General features: G+C 43.5%; 18 protein-coding genes. All 18 read left to right on the top strand.

Translation table 11 applies throughout. The features are described 5' to 3' along the window. Positions 1-19 precede the first annotated feature (19 nt). The 18 genes from MKY28_RS29080 (at position 20) to MKY28_RS29165 (ending at position 17,482) form a co-directional block, all read left to right on the top strand. Positions 20-427, top strand: a complete 408-nt coding sequence (locus tag MKY28_RS29080; protein ID WP_076328744.1) for a TIGR03826 family flagellar region protein — start codon at positions 20-22, stop codon at positions 425-427. Positions 428-601: 174 nt separating this feature from the next. Beyond that, positions 602-886 carry a flagellar biosynthesis anti-sigma factor FlgM gene (flgM, locus tag MKY28_RS29085; RefSeq protein ID WP_047840678.1) on the top strand — a complete coding sequence of 95 codons (285 nt, stop codon included), beginning with the start codon at positions 602-604 and terminating at the stop codon, positions 884-886. Positions 887-897: 11 nt separating this feature from the next. Then, positions 898-1,401 (top strand): flagellar protein FlgN, encoded by a 504-nt coding sequence (locus MKY28_RS29090; RefSeq protein ID WP_340937710.1) that lies wholly within the window; start codon positions 898-900, stop codon positions 1,399-1,401. Between the two features lie 19 nt (positions 1,402-1,420). After that, positions 1,421-2,974, top strand: a complete 1,554-nt coding sequence (gene flgK / locus MKY28_RS29095) for a flagellar hook-associated protein FlgK (RefSeq protein ID WP_338707165.1) — start codon at positions 1,421-1,423, stop codon at positions 2,972-2,974. Positions 2,975-2,997: 23 nt separating this feature from the next. After that, positions 2,998-3,918 (top strand): flagellar hook-associated protein FlgL, encoded by a 921-nt coding sequence (gene flgL / locus MKY28_RS29100; protein WP_340028259.1) that lies wholly within the window; start codon positions 2,998-3,000, stop codon positions 3,916-3,918. Between the two features lie 19 nt (positions 3,919-3,937). Continuing rightward, positions 3,938-4,507, top strand: a complete 570-nt coding sequence (locus tag MKY28_RS29105; protein ID WP_340937711.1) for a DUF6470 family protein — start codon at positions 3,938-3,940, stop codon at positions 4,505-4,507. Positions 4,508-4,609: 102 nt separating this feature from the next. Continuing rightward, positions 4,610-5,041, top strand: coding sequence for a flagellar assembly protein FliW (gene fliW / locus MKY28_RS29110; protein WP_340937712.1), 432 nt, complete (start codon positions 4,610-4,612; stop codon positions 5,039-5,041). A 1-nt stretch (position 5,042) separates the two neighbouring features. After that, positions 5,043-5,288: a carbon storage regulator CsrA gene (gene csrA, locus MKY28_RS29115; protein ID WP_340937714.1), complete on the top strand. Its 246-nt coding sequence runs from the start codon at positions 5,043-5,045 to the stop codon at positions 5,286-5,288. A gap of 146 nt (positions 5,289-5,434) precedes the next feature. Continuing rightward, the gene (locus MKY28_RS29120; RefSeq protein WP_340937715.1) at positions 5,435-7,105 is read left to right on the top strand and encodes a flagellin N-terminal helical domain-containing protein; all 1,671 of its coding nucleotides are present in this window, start codon (positions 5,435-5,437) and stop codon (positions 7,103-7,105) included. A 135-nt stretch (positions 7,106-7,240) separates the two neighbouring features. Then, positions 7,241-7,627 (top strand): flagellar protein FlaG, encoded by a 387-nt coding sequence (locus MKY28_RS29125; RefSeq protein ID WP_340028261.1) that lies wholly within the window; start codon positions 7,241-7,243, stop codon positions 7,625-7,627. A gap of 36 nt (positions 7,628-7,663) precedes the next feature. Continuing rightward, complete coding sequence (gene fliD / locus MKY28_RS29130; protein WP_340028262.1) at positions 7,664-9,220, top strand: flagellar filament capping protein FliD; 1,557 nt, start codon at positions 7,664-7,666, stop codon at positions 9,218-9,220. Between the two features lie 29 nt (positions 9,221-9,249). After that, a complete protein-coding gene (gene fliS / locus MKY28_RS29135) occupies positions 9,250-9,645 on the top strand; it encodes a flagellar export chaperone FliS (protein WP_091036383.1) in 396 nt (131 codons plus the stop codon). Further along, positions 9,638-9,973, top strand: a complete 336-nt coding sequence (locus tag MKY28_RS29140; RefSeq protein WP_340028263.1) for a hypothetical protein — start codon at positions 9,638-9,640, stop codon at positions 9,971-9,973. Before fliS ends, MKY28_RS29140 begins: the two co-directional genes overlap by 8 nt. A 400-nt stretch (positions 9,974-10,373) precedes the next feature. Beyond that, entirely contained in the window at positions 10,374-10,571 is a 198-nt protein-coding gene (locus MKY28_RS29145; RefSeq protein ID WP_024631599.1) for a cold shock domain-containing protein, read from the top strand. Positions 10,572-10,992: 421 nt separating this feature from the next. Then, a complete protein-coding gene (gene hpf, locus MKY28_RS29150; RefSeq protein WP_036667734.1) occupies positions 10,993-11,556 on the top strand; it encodes a ribosome hibernation-promoting factor, HPF/YfiA family in 564 nt (187 codons plus the stop codon). 1,023 nt (positions 11,557-12,579) lie between these two features. Next, positions 12,580-15,084, top strand: coding sequence for a preprotein translocase subunit SecA (gene secA / locus MKY28_RS29155; RefSeq protein WP_036667733.1), 2,505 nt, complete (start codon positions 12,580-12,582; stop codon positions 15,082-15,084). A gap of 243 nt (positions 15,085-15,327) precedes the next feature. Next, positions 15,328-16,441 (top strand): peptide chain release factor 2 gene (gene prfB / locus MKY28_RS29160; protein ID WP_101313559.1). Its coding sequence is split into 2 segments (ribosomal slippage): positions 15,328-15,399 and positions 15,401-16,441, totalling 1,113 coding nucleotides; the frame shifts between segments, so codons are not numbered across the junction. 132 nt (positions 16,442-16,573) lie between these two features. Beyond that, a complete protein-coding gene (locus MKY28_RS29165; protein ID WP_036612451.1) occupies positions 16,574-17,482 on the top strand; it encodes a YitT family protein in 909 nt (302 codons plus the stop codon). Positions 17,483-17,614 lie beyond the last annotated feature (132 nt).

Genomic DNA, 17,614 nt, shown 5'->3' on the forward strand with positions numbered 1-17,614 from the left:
TGAGAGGGGCGTTTTAGCGATGAATCTAGGCAATTGTCCTCGCTGTGGTAAATTATATGCGTTGAATTTTCGAGATGTATGCTCGAATTGTATTAAAGAAATGGAACAGGAATATCAGATCTGTGTAGATTATTTGCGCGAAAACAAAGGCACCAATATACAGGAACTATCTGATGCAACAGAAGTTTCGATCAAAACCATTACCAAGTTCATCCGTGAGGGACGGATTTCCATCGAAAATGCCCCGAATATGATGTATCCTTGTGAAGTATGCGGAACATTGATTCGTGAAGGTCATATGTGTGACTCTTGTCGTCATCGCTTGACGAAAGACTTAGCTAGTGCAGCTCGTGATGTAGGTCAGAAGGATAACGGCAATATAGGCGGACGAACCTACAATGCTGTCGACAAACTACGCGATTCATAGGAACGAGGTCTTAAATACAGATCTTGCTATAACAAATGTTTTGAAACGTACCGATAAACTTATTAAAGATTATCGGTTTTTTTTATTATCCTAATCATTTCGATAACATAAAGATAAAGTAAGAAAAACGTATATCAACATAAACTCCTAATCATGGAAGGAAGTGTATTTTGAATGAAAATCAATGAACCGAGTAGAATTGGAGCAATCAATTCATATCAAAGGAACGTTGAATCCAATCAGCAGGCTGATGCCAAGAAGAGCCGCCGTAAGGACGAAGTATCCATTTCTCCGGAGGCGATGAAGATGCTTGAGGAACAAAGTCGTACACAGGATGCAGGACGCATACAACGGATACAGGAACTGAAAGAACAGGTGAGTTCAGGAACGTATCAGGTAGACAGTAGCAAGCTTGCTGACAAGCTGCTGCCGTATTTTAAGTCTTTTGATAAGGAATAGGTGATCACGTAATGGCAGCACTGGACAGATTAATTGCAGTTTTGCAGCAAATGGAACAAAGTCACCGCGATATGCTGGCATTCAGCGAGGTCAAGAGACAGGTCATTGTCAAAAACGATGTGGATGAACTCATTGCCATTCTGAACAAAGAATCCCGTTTCATGAAACAACAGGAGCCATTGGAGATTGAAAGGCAGAGCGCAGTTCACGAATTGCTTCAGGAGCGTGGGATCAAGTCCATGCTGAACCTGAACATTACGGAGATCTCCAAACTGATTTTTGATCCGGCTGACAAACTGCGATTGCTTGAAGTCCAGAAAAAGCTGGCGGAAACACTGCATGAATTAAAGGAAATCAATCAACTGAATCAAAAGTTGATCGAGCAATCGCTGATGTTTATTGACTTATCTATGGACATCTTTGCTTCTCGACCAGAACAGGATGCCACATATCAGCATCCTGCTGATAAGAACGGTAATCCAGGGCGAATCGGTCTGTTTGACACGCGTGCCTGATTAATTAGGGGGAAACCAGGTGACATCTACATTTCATTCAATCGAAACGGCTAAACGCAGTTTGTTCACACAGACGACGGCTCTTAGCACAACAGGTCATAACGTAGCCAATGCCAACACGGAAGGGTACTCACGCCAAAAGGTAAACATGCAGGCCTCCATTCCAATGGAGCCATTTGCATTTCTGCATAGTACAACACCAGGACAGCTCGGTACAGGGGTAGAGTTCGACTCCATTACACGTGTGCGTGAGAAATTTCTGGATGACCAATATCGTAATGAAAACACCAACTTCGGGAGTTGGTCCATTCAACGAGACACGCTTGAGAAACTTGAAGCTATTGTGAATGAACCATCAAACACCGGATTTCGGACCGTTATGGATAACTTCTACAAATCATGGTCAGATCTGAGTAAGAATCCTGAGGATGTTACAGCACGTCGGATCGTGAAAGAAACGACTCTGGCGCTGACAGATGCGATGAACCAGATTAGCCGCCAACTGGGTTCGCTTAGTCAGGATTTGGATAGCAACATCGCGGTCAAAGGTAATGAGATCCAAGGTTACCTGGGTAACATTGCGAACCTTAACAGTGCTATTGTGAAAGTCGAGTCTCTTGGCGACAATGCCAACGATTTACGTGACCAACGTGATCTGATGACGGACAAGCTGTCTAAAATCATGAATGTTACTGTTACGGATTCTCCACAAGGATATCAGATTCAAATGAATGGACAAGCACTTGTTACAGGCGGAGCAGTGCAGGTTGCAGTAGATCCTGCTTTTCTGAATGCCGCGTATACAGCAGGCACGCTCACTAATGGTGAAGTCCACGGCATGATTAAGTCCAGAGACACGTTGGTAAGTGATTACCAGAAACAAATGGATGACTTAGCTAATACGCTTGCCAACGGTGATATTGATATTACTCTTCCTGCGGGTTCTGTCTTGCCGGATAATACTATCCTGGATGGTGTTACATACACGGGTGCAGCACGGACACTAGCTACAGATCTCAAGGTTACGGTCAAAGGTCTGAACGGACTACATCAGCTTGGATACAGCATGGATGGGACAAATACGGGAGGATTACCGTTCTTTACAGCAGCGGATGGCGGGACAGCTATTACAGCTGGCAATATCTCATTAAACGCAGAGATTTTGGCTGATCCAAATAAGATTGCTACTTCGCTCCGCACAACGGATGCTTCTGGCACTGAAACTGTAATAAAAGGTAACAATACACTTGCCATTTTACTTGCGAATCTGAAAGATACGCCGATGAAATCAGCGGACGGTTTACGTAATGCCACGATTGGTGCGCAATTCAGTGCGATTGTGGGACAACTGGGGGTGCAGTCCCAGGAGGCAGCTCGTCAGACATCCAACTCGGAGTTCTTGGTGGAGCAAGTGGATACCCGTCGTCAATCTGTGAGTGGTGTATCACTGGATGAAGAAATGGCGAACATGATCAAGTTTCAACATGCATACAGTGCTTCTGCACGTTTCATGACCACATATGATCAACTTCTCGATAAATTGATTAACTCTACAGGGATGGTAGGCAGATAATAGAAGGGAGTGACCTAACAACCATGAGAATCACGAATAACATGCTTAGTTCACAATTGCTCTTGAACTTGAACCGGAATGCACAGCAGATGAACAATACTCAGACTCAACTGGCAACAGGCCGTAAAATTAACAAACCTTCGGATGATCCGGTAGGGATCACATACTCCCTTCGTTATCGGGCAGAACTTTCATCCAATGAGCAGTATCAGAAAAACGTAGATAGTGCAGTTTCCTGGCTTGAGTTTAACGATACTGTTATGAATCAGGCGGGGAATGTCGTGCAGCGTCTACGTGAGTTGACGGTACAAGCTTCGACAGGAACGAATCCTCAGTCCGCGCTGGACAGTATCAATGAAGAGGTAAAACAGCTTAATGAACAGTTGATTGATATCTCCAATAGTAAGCTTAACGGGAAATATGTTTTCAATGGTGAGACTTATGATGTGAAACCATATGATTTCCCTGCAAATCCAGATGGTACTTTGGATACAACGAATGCTGCTTCTGTTGTTACTGATAAAGGAAAAATTAACTTCATTGTAGGTGAAAGTGTCCAATTGCCTATTAATGTGAGTGGTAATGAAGTATTTGGAACAGAGACGGAAGAAGACAATCTTTTTGTCATCATGAATACGATCATGCAAGCTTTGACGGAAGGTGATCAGAAAGAGCTATCTGATCAGCTGGACAACATCGATAGTCGAATGGGTAAAATGTTGTCGATTCGATCTGAAATCGGCGCAAAGACTAACCGTGTTGACCTGATGATGGGTCGTTTGGAGGATCTCGGTATTAACCTGACTGATCTGCAGTCCAAGGTGGAAGATGCGGATTACGCAGAACTATCCTTGCAATCTAAAATTCAAGAAAATATTTATAATGCTTCTCTTTCAGCAGGTGCCAAAATCATCTCGCCATCTCTGGTGGACTTCCTGAGATAATATAAGGAGGAGTTATGTTATGAACACTCTTCCTGTTGTTCAGATTCGAACTACACCATCTATATTAAACATGGATGCTGACCCCGGACAGTACTCCATTCGTCAGCCTAAGGCAGAGGTTCAACTTCATACCAAACCTGCAAAACTGACTGTACAAAGCCATCCAATTGAGCTGAATGTTGATCAAAGCAGGGCATTCTCTGCATATAATGGTGGTAACATGATTGATATGAACGCTCGTATTTATTCGGGGATCCAACAGAAATTTCTGCAAAACATAGCTTCGCGTGTGGAGCAGGGTAATCAGTTAGCGGCTATTCATAAACCGGGAAATACGATTGCTAATATTGTGGGTACCGATTGGAAGCCGCAACCTTTTCCGGAGACGAGAACCCCTGCTTCTTTTGATAACGTGGATATTCGTATCAACACAAGACCTCCAGATATCAGCTATGATCCCGCGGTCTCTGAGATGAACGTTATCGTGAATAAGCCAGAGATTGAGTATCAGAGAGGTAAGCTGGACATTTATGTGAAACAGTACGCATCAGTACAATACACTCCACCAGCCATAGATATGGAGTTATAAGTTATAATGTGAGCTATAGACGGTCTCGGACGCAGCCCTCTATGGCTCTTTTTGTATAAATTCATCGCCAAGGAGGCGTTTATTATTCATATTCAGACAAGCATGTGGGGAGAAGTAGAGGTTCAGGAGAAAGATATATATCAATTTCCAAAAGGGTTACCTGGATTTGAAGAGGAGACTGAGTTCGCGCTAATCCCATGGGAAGACACGCCTTTTAGTTATTTACAATCTGTTCGAGAAAAGGATTTGTCTTTCTTATTGGTAAGTCCATTTACGTTTGTTACGGATTATAGTTTTGAGTTAAGCGAAGTGGATAAGGAAGAATTGGAGATTGCAGAGCAAGTATCTGTATACTCGCTGGTCACAATTCATTCCCAGACGAATAATTCCACAATGAACCTTCTTGCACCTGTTGTGCTCAATCCGGAAAAGCGTCTAGGCAAGCAAGTTATACTCCATCAGTCGATCTATGAAACGCGCCATCTAATCTGGTCAGAAGACGAAGAAGCTAAATCCGTGAAGGGTGGGGTGTGACATGTTGGTATTATCTCGAAAAAAAGGCGAGTCTATAGTTATTCAGGATCACATCGAAGTAACTGTTCTTGCAGTCGAAGGAGATACCGTACGCATCGGGATATCTGCACCCAAGCATATTGATATCTATCGCCAAGAGATTTTTGCATCTATTCAAGAAGCAAATAGAGAGTCGGCAACACCGCTTGCAGCCAATGTTGAGGCCTTTATGGAGCGTCTTAGAAATAACGAAATAAAAAAAGATTAAAAAATATTCCAATTTGCTATAAACAGTTGTTCACCTTCCGTCGATATATAATTTAGACGCTGCTTCGGCAGGGCGGCCGACCTTAATGTCGCGGCGTTTACCACATGGATGTGGAATTAATTTATTTTCAGGGAGGAAACACTCTAATGATTATCAACCATAATATCGCGGCATTGAACACACACCGTCAATTGTCTGCAAACACTGCTAACACTAACAAAAATATCGAAAAATTGTCTTCCGGTCTTCGCATCAACCGTGCTGGTGACGATGCTGCAGGTCTGGCAATTTCCGAAAAAATGCGCGGCCAAATCCGTGGTTTGGACCAAGCTTCCCGTAACGCTCAAGACGGTATCTCTTTGATCCAAACAGCTGAGGGTGCTTTGAATGAAACTCACTCCATCCTGCAACGTCAACGCGAAATTGCTAACCAATCTGCTAACGGAACGAACACTGATTCTGATCGTCAAGCTCTGCAAGACGAAATGAACCAACTGACTTCCGAGATCAACCGTATCGGTAACACAACGGAGTTCAATACTCAAAAATTGCTTAATGGCGGTATCGGTTCAGGCGAAAGCGGTAAATTGACTCAAGCAACTAGTGCAACAGTTGAATTGGGAGCAGTCACTGGAGCTGCTGTTGCAGCGGGTACTTTTATCAAAGTTGATGGACAAACGTTTAACCTTGAAGGTGTTGTAACTACAGGTAATAATGCAGATTCAGCAACACTCTTGGGTAATGTTACTTCCGGTGGTACGAAATTGTCCGACTTGGTAGACATTAAAGTAGGAGCAACTGGACTTGAGTTTACTGCTAAATCGGAAGGTAAAAACAGTAAAATTGAATTTAGCCAGGCTGCAGATGCAGCCATTGGTTTGGGAGCAGCTCAGGCTGCAACTGTTGGAACTCCGAGTACTGTAGAACGCGCAGGACTTGAAGCTTCTACTGCTTTGAGTACAGCTGCTGGCGGTAATGCTGCAATTACATTGGCAGCAAATAGTTCGTTCAAAGTCACTGTTGGATCTGATAGTGCTGTTGAAGTTAGCCTAGGAGATACTGCAAAAACTTACGATACTGATAACGTTGACAAGAACGTTGCAAAAGCAGCTAAAGACGATCTGGTTAAAGACCTTAATGCTGCTCTTCAAAAAGCAGGTCTGGATAGCAAAGTAACGGCATCAATTTCCGCTGATGATCAAATTCAATTTATCTCTGAGTCCGGAAAAGACCTGCAGCTTTCTGCTGGAACTGGTACTCCGTTGACAACTCTTGGTTTTGCTGCTGGTGATCTTGCTGCTGTGAAAAATGTTGAGCAAGTTGTAGGCGCTGGAGCACAAGGCGTAGGCTTCTCCACGAAGTTCCAAATCGGTGCTAACACTGGTCAATCTATGTCTTTGACAATCAACGATGTTCGTTCTGCTGCCCTGGGTATTACAGGTAACGCTGGACAAGCTGGTTTCACGAAAGAGAACTCCGTTACTAACGGAACAAACGATATCAAGGCTGAAGCAGCTCTGAATATCTCCACTCGTGAAGATGCTTCCAAAGCAATCGATGTTCTGGACAAAGCAACTTCCCTGGTTTCAAGCGAGCGCGCTAAGCTGGGTGCTGTTCAAAACCGTTTGGAGCACACAATCAACAACTTGGGAACAGCTTCTGAGAACCTGACAGCTGCTGAATCCCGTATCCGTGACGTTGACATGGCTAAAGAAATGATGCAACAAACGAAAAACAACATCTTGGCTCAAGCAGCTCAAGCTATGTTGGCTCAAGCTAACCAACAACCACAAGGTGTTCTGCAATTGCTTCGTTAATTTCACCTTGCTTCATCTTAAACCTTGGATCTCTGATCCAAGGTTTTTTTATTGAATTTTACATATTTCCTAAAGCTGGACAGGCGAAACGCCGATATATAATATAAATGCGAAATATTTGGAGGTCGTTCAAGGGTGAACATTCAATTTTCCTTATCTGCTGCCTCATCTGCAAGTAATCCTGCTATCGAGGTACAGCACCCGGCAGGCGCTTCTCAAGCGGGAACCGACACAGTAAACATCAGGACAGCGAAAGAAGCCTATAGCAAAGAAAAGCAGGGTTTAAATCTATCCATGGGAGAAGAACTACTGATCCGTAATATTGATAGAGCAGTGAAAGCACTACAAGGTCCAGAGACAACGCTGGATATCAGCATTCACGAGAAGACTCATGATATCATGGTCAAAGTGCTGAACAAGGAAACGGGAGAAGTGCTTCGCGAGATTCCTGCTGAGAAGACATTGGATCTGGTAGCCAAGATGATGGAAATAGCGGGCATCCTGATCGACGAGAAAGTATAAAGGTACAAAGTAACTTAATGAGCGAGGAGTGAATTTATGCGTATTAACGGATTTTCCGGTATGGACATCGATAGTATGGTTAAGGAACTCATGACAGCCAAAAGGGCTCCGCTGGATAAATTGAATCAAAAAAAGACGACACTGGAATGGCAACGTGACAGTTATCGTGAATTGAATAGTAAGATGTATGAGTTCCGTAATACCAAGCTACAACAGACATATAGACAATCAACAGCGCTTAATACACAAAAGGCCGTTGTAACAGGTAATACGGATGCGGTTAAAGCTGAAGCAGGTGCAGCAGCTAATGGTATTAAAATGGAGGTTTCGGTTGCGCAGCTTGCTACTGCGAAAGCTCAAGAAACCGATGGGAAGGGCCAAGGTTATAGTTCGAGGCAGTCGTTAGCTGAATTAGCAAACGGCATAAAATTTGGAGAGCCAACTACAAGTTTAGGCGCAAGCGATAATACAAAAGAATACAAGATTAAGATTAATGATGTAGAAATGACTTTTACAGGGCAGGATACAGTCTCTTCTATTATTGCAAAAATCAATAGTAAGACGGAATTAAACGTAAAAGCTAGTTTTGATGAACTGACAGGAAAGTTTACCATTGCTTCTAAAGATCTAGGCTCTAAAGGCACACTTAAGGTTGAGGCACCAGGCGCTGGGAATAATTCGCTAATGGATTTATTTGGGCAAAACTCTACTGCAGTAATCAATGAGGTTGTAGCGAAGGATGCTATTGTTTTAATCAATGGTGTGAAGTTAGATCCTCCACCTTCAAGTAATGTGATTACTTACAATGGGGTGCAAATGAATTTGCTTTCAACGACTGCAAGTTCATTTACGGAGAATAATGGTGCAATTACATTGAATGGTGATAAACCCTTTACAATCAATACGCAAAATGATCCTGATAAGGCTCTTTCAACGGTTAAGTCCTTTATAGAAGATTATAATAAAATGCTAGAATTGTTAAATACCAAGGTTAGTGAAGAGAAGTATCGTAGCTTCCAACCGTTAACTACAGAACAACGTAGCGTTATGTCAGAAAGTGACATTAAGTTGTGGGAAGAAAAGGCCAAGAGTGGTCTTCTTAAAAACGATGATATCCTTACGAACTTAGCTTCAACGATGAGAAACATCATGGGCGAGAAAATGGGAGAACTAAGTAGTATTGGAATCACAGGTGGTAAGTATTACGAAAATGGGAAAATATACTTGGATGAGGATAAGTTTAAAAAAGCCATCCTTGATAATCCTCAGCAGGTCTCTGATTTACTACAAGGTACGGGTGCCGGTGCAGATAGCTCTATTTTTGGCAAGATGTATAAAGAGATGGATACAGCAATGAGCAAAGTTGCAGAACGTGCCGGTACGACTAAATTTAGCGGTGATGTTAACAGTCTATTCAAGGAAGAGAGCGTCATGGGTAAAACGCTCAAAGGCTATAATACTCAGATTACAGCCTTGGAAAAACGCCTGAGTGCTCTTGAAAATCGTTACTACAAACAATTCACGGCTATGGAAACGGCTATGAGCAAGTATCAAAGTCAGGCTTCAAGCTTATCCAGTTTCTTCTCCAGCTAAGTTAACTTAAAGATTGAAAGGGTGTAAATATGATTAAGTCTCCATATGATCAATATCGTCAGTCGTCCGTTCAGACCTCTTCACCAGGTCAGTTGTTGATAATGTTATATGATGGGGCTATTCGTTTTGTACGGACAGCGATTGATGGATTGGGTGCCAAGGATTATCAGAAGGTTAGTTTGAATCTTGGAAAAGCACAAACCATTGTTAGCGAGTTATCAGTTACATTGGATCGCTCTTCTGATATTGCAGAGAATCTTAATGCTTTGTATGAATATATTAATTTCCTTCTTATTGATGCTAATACGAAAAAAACTGCTGAGCCAGCTGAGGAAGCTTTGGGTTATTTGAAAGAGTTGAAAGAGACCTGGGTTCAGGCAAGCAAAATGGTATCCTCATCTGAACTTGGAGCCGTTCATGGATGATTTGATTAAAGAGCTAGAGCGGCTAACGCAAGATATCATGCTTCAGATTGATGAGGTGAGTTCAGATGAATTGGAACTATTTGTGGACAAGCGTCAGAACATTATTGATTCTATGTTAAAGCAGGATCAGCGCGAAGCTTCAGTGCCTCAACAAGCACGGCTTAAGAAGATTATGGATAATGATCATGCCATTCTGATGCGCATGAACAGCTTGAAAATAGAAGCAAAAGACTGGCTCATTCAACGCAAGCAGGCTAAAGTACAAAAGAATGCATATGAGATGTCTTACGCAGTGGACAGTATTATTGTAGACACAAAAAGATATTAAATAAGAATTCAGAAGGATGTAAGATACCTGTAAGGGATATTTTGCGTCCTTTTTCTGTTGTGTTATCTTGTGTTATCTTGTTTTAATTTTCTTAATATTTGGAATTATGAAATGTTTACCTACGCAAGGTGTATCTATTTCTCGTTATCTGAACAGTAAACTCTCATCCAATCGTCTATCATTAATACATCAAAAATAGACTTACCAACCCTCCAATTACCTGATATATTCAAGATATCCCACCTTTCAACACAAACCCCAATTAATCTACAAAAAATTCCAAGAAAACATTTACGTTTCCAATTGACAATGGATAACTTTGGATGGTATTATCTGAATTGTGGGCAGAGGTTAAGGCCGAAAGCTTCACTTCATTTGATGACGAAGGGAATGTTAGTGCATGCAAGGTAAAGTAAAATGGTTCAACGCAGAAAAAGGTTACGGTTTCATTGAGACTGAAGATGGCGGCGACGTATTCGTACATTTCTCCGCAATTCAATCCGAAGGATTCAAAACTTTGGAAGAAGGTCAATCCGTAGAATTCGACATCGTCGAAGGCGCACGTGGACCGCAAGCAGCTAACGTAATCAAATTATAATCATCCGGACAATCCGACCTACATATATGGTTAGATGGTTACCAAATTGAATTATCGCTAGCATCAGACTCCGGTACTTTCCGGGGTCTTTTTTTGTTTCAATAGATTAGAGATTTGAGGATCATCCGAGGAACATTATTCTCTTGAATTTAATAGATTCAAGAGATAGATTGAAGTTCATTTTACATATTAGATTGAGCAAGCTCAAAATGGGTTAATTACATCATCAAGCGCCTAATAATTCATACCAAGTAAATATTCGATTATGGCTGAATATGATGAAATATCGCGAAATATGGCGTTATGCCTACGTTGGCAGATGTGGCTTGAACAGATGTCATTATTCGGTCACCGGGAGTTTTTACATGGCGCTTACATTCGTGTTATAATGAAGTGGCAAAGGAAAAAGGAGGAGTGCCCTATGAATTTAAGTATTCGAGGTCAACAAATCGAGGTTACTGATGCTTTGAAGGATTATGTCGACAAAAAGTTGAGTAGACTCGAGAAGTATTTCGATGCACCCCTTAACTCTGACGGTGCTGTTACATTGAGCACGACGAGAGGTTTGCATACGGTAGAGGTGACGATCCCATTGAAAGGCATTGTGCTCCGCGCTGAGGATGAGAGCGATGATATGTATGCATCGATTGACTCCGTGGTGGACAAGCTGGAACGTCAGATCCGCAAACACAAAACAAAAATTAACCGTAAGTTCCGCCAGGAAGGTAGCCTGAAAACACTCTTCGTTGAAGATCCAACAGGTACTGTAGCTACAGCTGAACTGGATACGGACACGGATGACGATGATTTTGAAGTCGTACGGACGAAACGCTTTATGTTGAAACCAATGGACGTGGAAGAGGCCATCCTCCAAATGAACATGGTTGGTCACAATTTCTTCGTATTCTCCAACATTGACAGTGAAGAAGTTAGCGTTGTTTACAAACGGAACGATGGTAAGTACGGATTGATCGAACAAGGTTAATCTTAACGTACAGGATCATCGGAACGGACATGCGTATGAATATCTAATAATAATGAAGACAGGGACTGTAGTTTCCTGGATTGGACTTAACAAGAGCTTCTATCCCTTAGGGGATGGGGCTCTTTTGTGCGTAGAGAAGCTGGGAAATCACCTTTGGAAATAAAATGGTGAAACTATTCCCTATGCTGCTGCGTCTAATAGATAGTAAGAATAATCATAATTGGTACAAGTTTATCACCAGATTCCGATGCTTACGAAAATATTCGTATACCTACATTCGAGAACTGGATATTGAGATTTCCATCCAAATTTACCATCAAAATTCGTTGACAGAGCTGTCTATCCTGCAAAACGAAACATGACAATCGGACGCTTCCGCTAACGACTATGATTTTTTGCACTTAAACTCGGTTTGATATGTCTCAGAAGTTCAAAGAAGTGTGCCGTGGCGTGTTGCGGCGGCCCTTACAAACTGTTACAATTTATGCAAAGAGAATCATTGTCCTGATGAGGAATTGTCAACGAATGATCGCTAATCATAATCAATGACAGGCACAGCACCATGAACATGATTCGCAAGGCTCGGGCTTCGGCTAGTTTTTAATAACCGAATCCGTTTGAATACCGAATCAGCTTCATGAGGAACCCTTGGCAAGCCTGGAGTTGATTCATCATATTACTTATTAGCATATGATTTGAATTTGATTTTTACACGGATGACGAAGAGGGCGGAAATGATCTGTAGAAGCGAAGCGTTCGCCTGAAAGCTTTCTGAAAGAAAGCTACATCGGAAGCATACGCCTTTATCCCTGGATTTCCCCCTCTGAGAAGAGAGTTTAAAAGAAATCAGGGGATAACAGCGATCGAAAGGACATTCTGGCAACTGAGTTGACGAAGTGTAACCTTCATTAAGCTCAAATCATATTGTTTGTCACCCCCGGGCAAGTGGATGCAACATCCATCCGATGGTGTCGCATGGCGGCAACAGGGGGTCTATTCTGTTTTGCACGAAAGGGGTATACCATGCTAGGACTTGTCAAAAAGATCTTCGGCGACATGAATGAACGTGATGTTAAACGTCTGATGAAGACGGTCGATGTGATCAATAAACTGGAACCACAATTTCAGGCGTTGTCTGATGAACAACTGAAAGGTAAAACGGACGAATACCGTGCTCGTATTGAAAAGGGAGAAACAACAGATGAGCTTCTTCCAGAGGCATTTGCAACCGTACGTGAGGCATCACGTCGTGTACTGGGCAAACGTCACTACGATGTACAGATGCTGGGCGGTATCGCGCTGCATGAAGGCCGTATTTCCGAGATGAAAACGGGTGAAGGTAAAACGCTGGTAGGAACACTTCCGGTATATCTGAACGCGTTAATGTCCAAAGGTGTACACGTGGTCACGGTCAATGACTACTTGGCACAACGGGATAGCCAGGAAATGGGACAAATCTATGAGTTCATGGGCATGACGGTTGGGGTTAACCTCAGCGGTATGGACCATGCGTTGAAACAACATGCATATGCATGTGATATTACGTACGGAACGAACAATGAGTTTGGTTTTGACTATCTGCGTGACAACATGGTGCTGTACAAAGAGCAAATGGTACAACGTCCATTGTTCTTCTGTATCATTGATGAAGTAGACTCCATCCTGGTCGATGAGGCGCGTACGCCACTCATTATCTCTGGACAAGCTCAGAAGTCGACGGATATGTACTATGCAGCAGATCGTTTTGTGAAGCGTTTGGTGCCGGAAGAAGACTTTACGGTAGACATTAAGGTGAAATCCGTAGCGTTGACTGAGGCGGGCGTGGCAAAAGCAGAGAAAGCATTTGGTATCGAGAACTTGTATGATCATGCCAATGTAACTCTCAACCATCACATTGTACAGGGCTTGAAAGCTAATGCAATCATGCGTCGTGACGTGGATTATGTTGTCAGTGATGAGGAAGTCATGATCGTCGATGAATTCACAGGTCGTCTGATGTCTGGACGTCGTTACAGTGATGGATTGCACCAAGCGATTGAAGCCAAAGAAGGCATTGAAGTACAAAATGAGAGCATGACGCTTGCTACGATTACCTTCCAGAACTATTTCCGGATGTACCGTAAACTTGCGGGTATGACGGGTACAGCGAAAACCGAGGAAGAAGAGTTTAAAAAAATCTACGGTCTCGAAGTACTGCAAATTCCAACCAACCGCCCAAACAAGCGGGATGACATGGCAGATGTCGTGTACAAGAGCATCGATGGCAAATTCAATGCCGTTGTAGAAGAGATCGTGGCACGCCACAGTAAGAATCAACCGATTCTGGTAGGTACAGTGTCCATTGAGAACTCTGAACGCCTGTCTGACATGCTTAAACGCCGTGGTGTCAAACACCAGGTACTGAACGCCAAGTACCACGCGGAAGAAGCAGAGATCATCTCAGGAGCTGGTCAAGCGGGTGCAGTAACGATTGCAACCAACATGGCAGGACGGGGTACAGATATTATCTTGGGTGATGGTGTAGCTGAAGTAGGCGGCCTTCATATCATCGGTACAGAGCGTCACGAATCACGCCGGATTGATAATCAGCTACGTGGTCGTGCGGGACGTCAAGGTGACCCGGGTTCAACACAATTCTACCTGTCACTGGGTGATGAATTGATGAGACGTTTCGGTGCAGACAATGTATTGAACATGATGGAGCGTCTTGGTTTTGAAGAAGACCAACCGATCGAGAGCCGGATGATTACCCGTGCAGTAGAATCAGCGCAGAAGCGTGTTGAAGGTAACAACTTTGACGTGCGTAAAGTCGTTCTCCAATATGATGATGTAATGAACCAACAACGTGAAATTATATATAAACAGCGCCGCGAGGTACTGGAGTCCGAAAATATCAAACAAATCGTTATGGATATGATCAAGCCTTCCATTGAACGTATCGTTGAAGCACATTGTAGTGACGATATCCCGGAAAACTGGGAGCTTCAGGAAGTTGCTGATTACATGAACAGCAAATTGCTGGACGATGGTTCCATAACTAAAGATGATCTGTGGGGTAAGGAAGCAGAAGAGATCATCGAGTTCCTGTTCACGAAAGTTCAGAACAAGTACAATGCACGTGAAGAGCGAATTGGCGAAGAGATGGTTCGTGAGTTCGAGAAAGTGGTTGTGCTCCGTGCAGTAGACAGTAAGTGGATGGATCATATCGATGCAATGGATCAATTGCGTCAAGGTATCCACCTTCGCGCCTACGGTGGTACAGATCCACTGCGTGAATACCAGTTCGAAGGCTTCGAGATGTTCCATCAGATGATCGCTTCAATTCAAGAAGAAGTAGCGACTTATGTGATGAGAGCACAGATCGAGAGCAATCAGGAGCGTCAAGCGGTTGTTGAGGAAAGTCAAATCTCGACAAGTGGTGAACCTGCTGAGAAACGTCCAGTGAAGGTTTCTGACCAAATCGGACGTAACGATCCATGCCCATGCGGTAGTGGTAAGAAGTTCAAACACTGCCACGGTCAAGAGTAGTTAAAGGGTTCATTTATACACGAATGACATGAATGGCTCCTTGCAGCCGGGTATTCCATAGGATGAAGTGAAGGATGCAAAACCGATTAATGGTGCATAGTTATAATAATATGACCATGATCAGGGGGAAGAGATATACTGTTTACAACAGTAGTCTCAACACCAGGGTGGCGCATCAATTACTTGATCTGAAGGAATGCCCTGGATGCGGGGAGCTTATCTTAATGAAAAGAGGAATTGCACATGATCGATCCAAACGTGAAGCATGACCTGCGTGAAATAGGCAAGAAACTAACCAACCTTAGGGGGTCTCTTTGACTTAGATCTGAAGCAAGAGATGATCGGCAACTTCGAAGTGAAGATGTCTGCTCCGGATTTCTGGGATGATAGTGACAAGGCGCAATCCGTAATCGCTGAGCTAAATGCGGTGAAGGGATCTGTGGATCAATACACCAAACTCCAACAGGACTATGATGATGCGGTGATGATGGTAGAACTGGCTGACGAGGAAGGCGACGAAGACCTCGCTGCAGAGATCGGTAGAAGCGTCACAGCGATTGTGAGCAAGGTGGCAGAGTTCGAACTTCAGCTGCTCCTGAACCAGCCGTATGATAAGATGGATGCCATTCTAGAGCTTCATCCGGGGGCAGGTGGTACCGAGTCACAGGACTGGGGACAAATGTTACTCCGGATGTACACACGTTGGTCCGAGAAGCGTGGCTTCAAGGTTGAGGTGCTGGATTATCTGCCAGGAGATGAGGCGGGGATCAAGAGCGTCACGCTATCGATCAAGGGGCACAATGCTTATGGTTATCTGAAAGCCGAGAAGGGTGTACACCGACTGGTGCGGATCTCTCCTTTTGACTCATCGGGCCGTAGACATACGTCCTTCGTATCATGTGATGTGGTTCCTGAGATTGATGATACGATTGAATTGGACATTCGAACAGAGGATCTCAAGATTGATACCTACCGTGCGAGTGGCGCGGGTGGACAGCATATCAATACCACCGACTCAGCCGTGCGGATTACCCACCTTCCGACAGGTGTAGTTGTAACGTGTCAGAATGAACGTTCACAGATCAAGAACCGTGAGCGGGCGATGAAGATGCTTCGTTCGAAATTGTATGAGCGTAAAATTGAAGAGCAAAAACAACAGCTGGATGAAATCCGAGGAGATCAGTCGGATATTTCATGGGGTAGCCAGATTCGCTCCTATGTGTTCCATCCCTATAGTATGGTAAAGGATCACCGTACAAGCGTGGAGACTGGAAATACAGGGGCAGTAATGGACGGCGACCTCGATGCATTCATCGATGGTTATTTGCGTAGCCAGATTAAAGTAGAAACCGATTAATATAAGTTCCTGTATGGACCCATACGTGTAGGCGTATGCTGGTGTATACGGGAGCTTTTTTTTGAATAATTTTATAGGATAGAAAAAATGAGCGAACAACTGATCAGTCACATAAAAGGAGAGCACGAGAACATGCAACAACGATCACAACTTCACAATAATCGCAAAAAGAGGATAACTAGCCTCATTCCACTCAATGGTCCATGGAGAAACGTCGTGGATACGGTATCTATCATTGTAGGTTCGTTTTTAATTGCAGTGGCCTTTAATTTATTTTTATTACCAAATCAGATCGCTTCGGGTGGGGTGTCCGGGTTATCAATTCTGGGCAAGGAATGGCTTAATTGGGAGCCGGCATATACCCAATGGGCAATTAATATCCCACTTTTGATTGCGGGTTTCCTGCTCATTGGCAAGCAGTATGGTGTTCGCTCGGTATTGGGCAGTATTGTCCTGCCACTGTTAGTTTATCTCACGAAGGATTGGGCCATTCCAACAACGAATCCGCTACTTGGTTCACTGTATGGTGGGATTGGTGTTGGTTTAGGGATTGGAATTGTATACCGAGGTAGAGGATCAACAGGTGGCATGAGCATTCTTGCCAGGATTGTGCAGAAGTACAGTGGACTGAGTTACTCCCTCTGTGTCGTTATTATGGATGCTACGGTTATTATTATGGCTGCTTTTGTATTGTCATTGGAACAGTCTCTCTATGCACTAATTGGGTTGTATGTTACTGGTAAAGTGATCGATGCCGTTGAGATGGGCTTAGGCTTTTCCAAGGTGGCTTATATTATCTCCAACCAGACCGAAGCGATTAGCAAAGTGATTCTGGATGACCTGGATCGCGGATTAACGAAGCTGGAGGCCAAAGGCGGTTACACCGATGATCAACGAACGGTACTGATGGTCGTGGTTGGACAGAATGAGGTACCAAGACTCAAAGCGTTGATCCGGTCTGTGGACCCGGGAGCTTTTGTCATTATCAGTAACGCGCACGAAGTGCTTGGTGAAGGTTTTAAGCGGGGAGAACATGTGTGAACGGTGTGAAAAATAGCAAGTGAGCCGTGTAGGGCTCATACGTTTGGATGTTCAAGACAAGAAAAAAACAGGCACATCCTTCTCCAAAATGACGGGAGAGGATGTGCCTGTTTTTTTACTATAAATATTGAC

Source organism: Paenibacillus sp. FSL R5-0473 (assembly GCF_038004565.1).
GTDB classification, from domain to species: Bacteria; Bacillota; Bacilli; order Paenibacillales; family Paenibacillaceae; genus Paenibacillus; species Paenibacillus amylolyticus.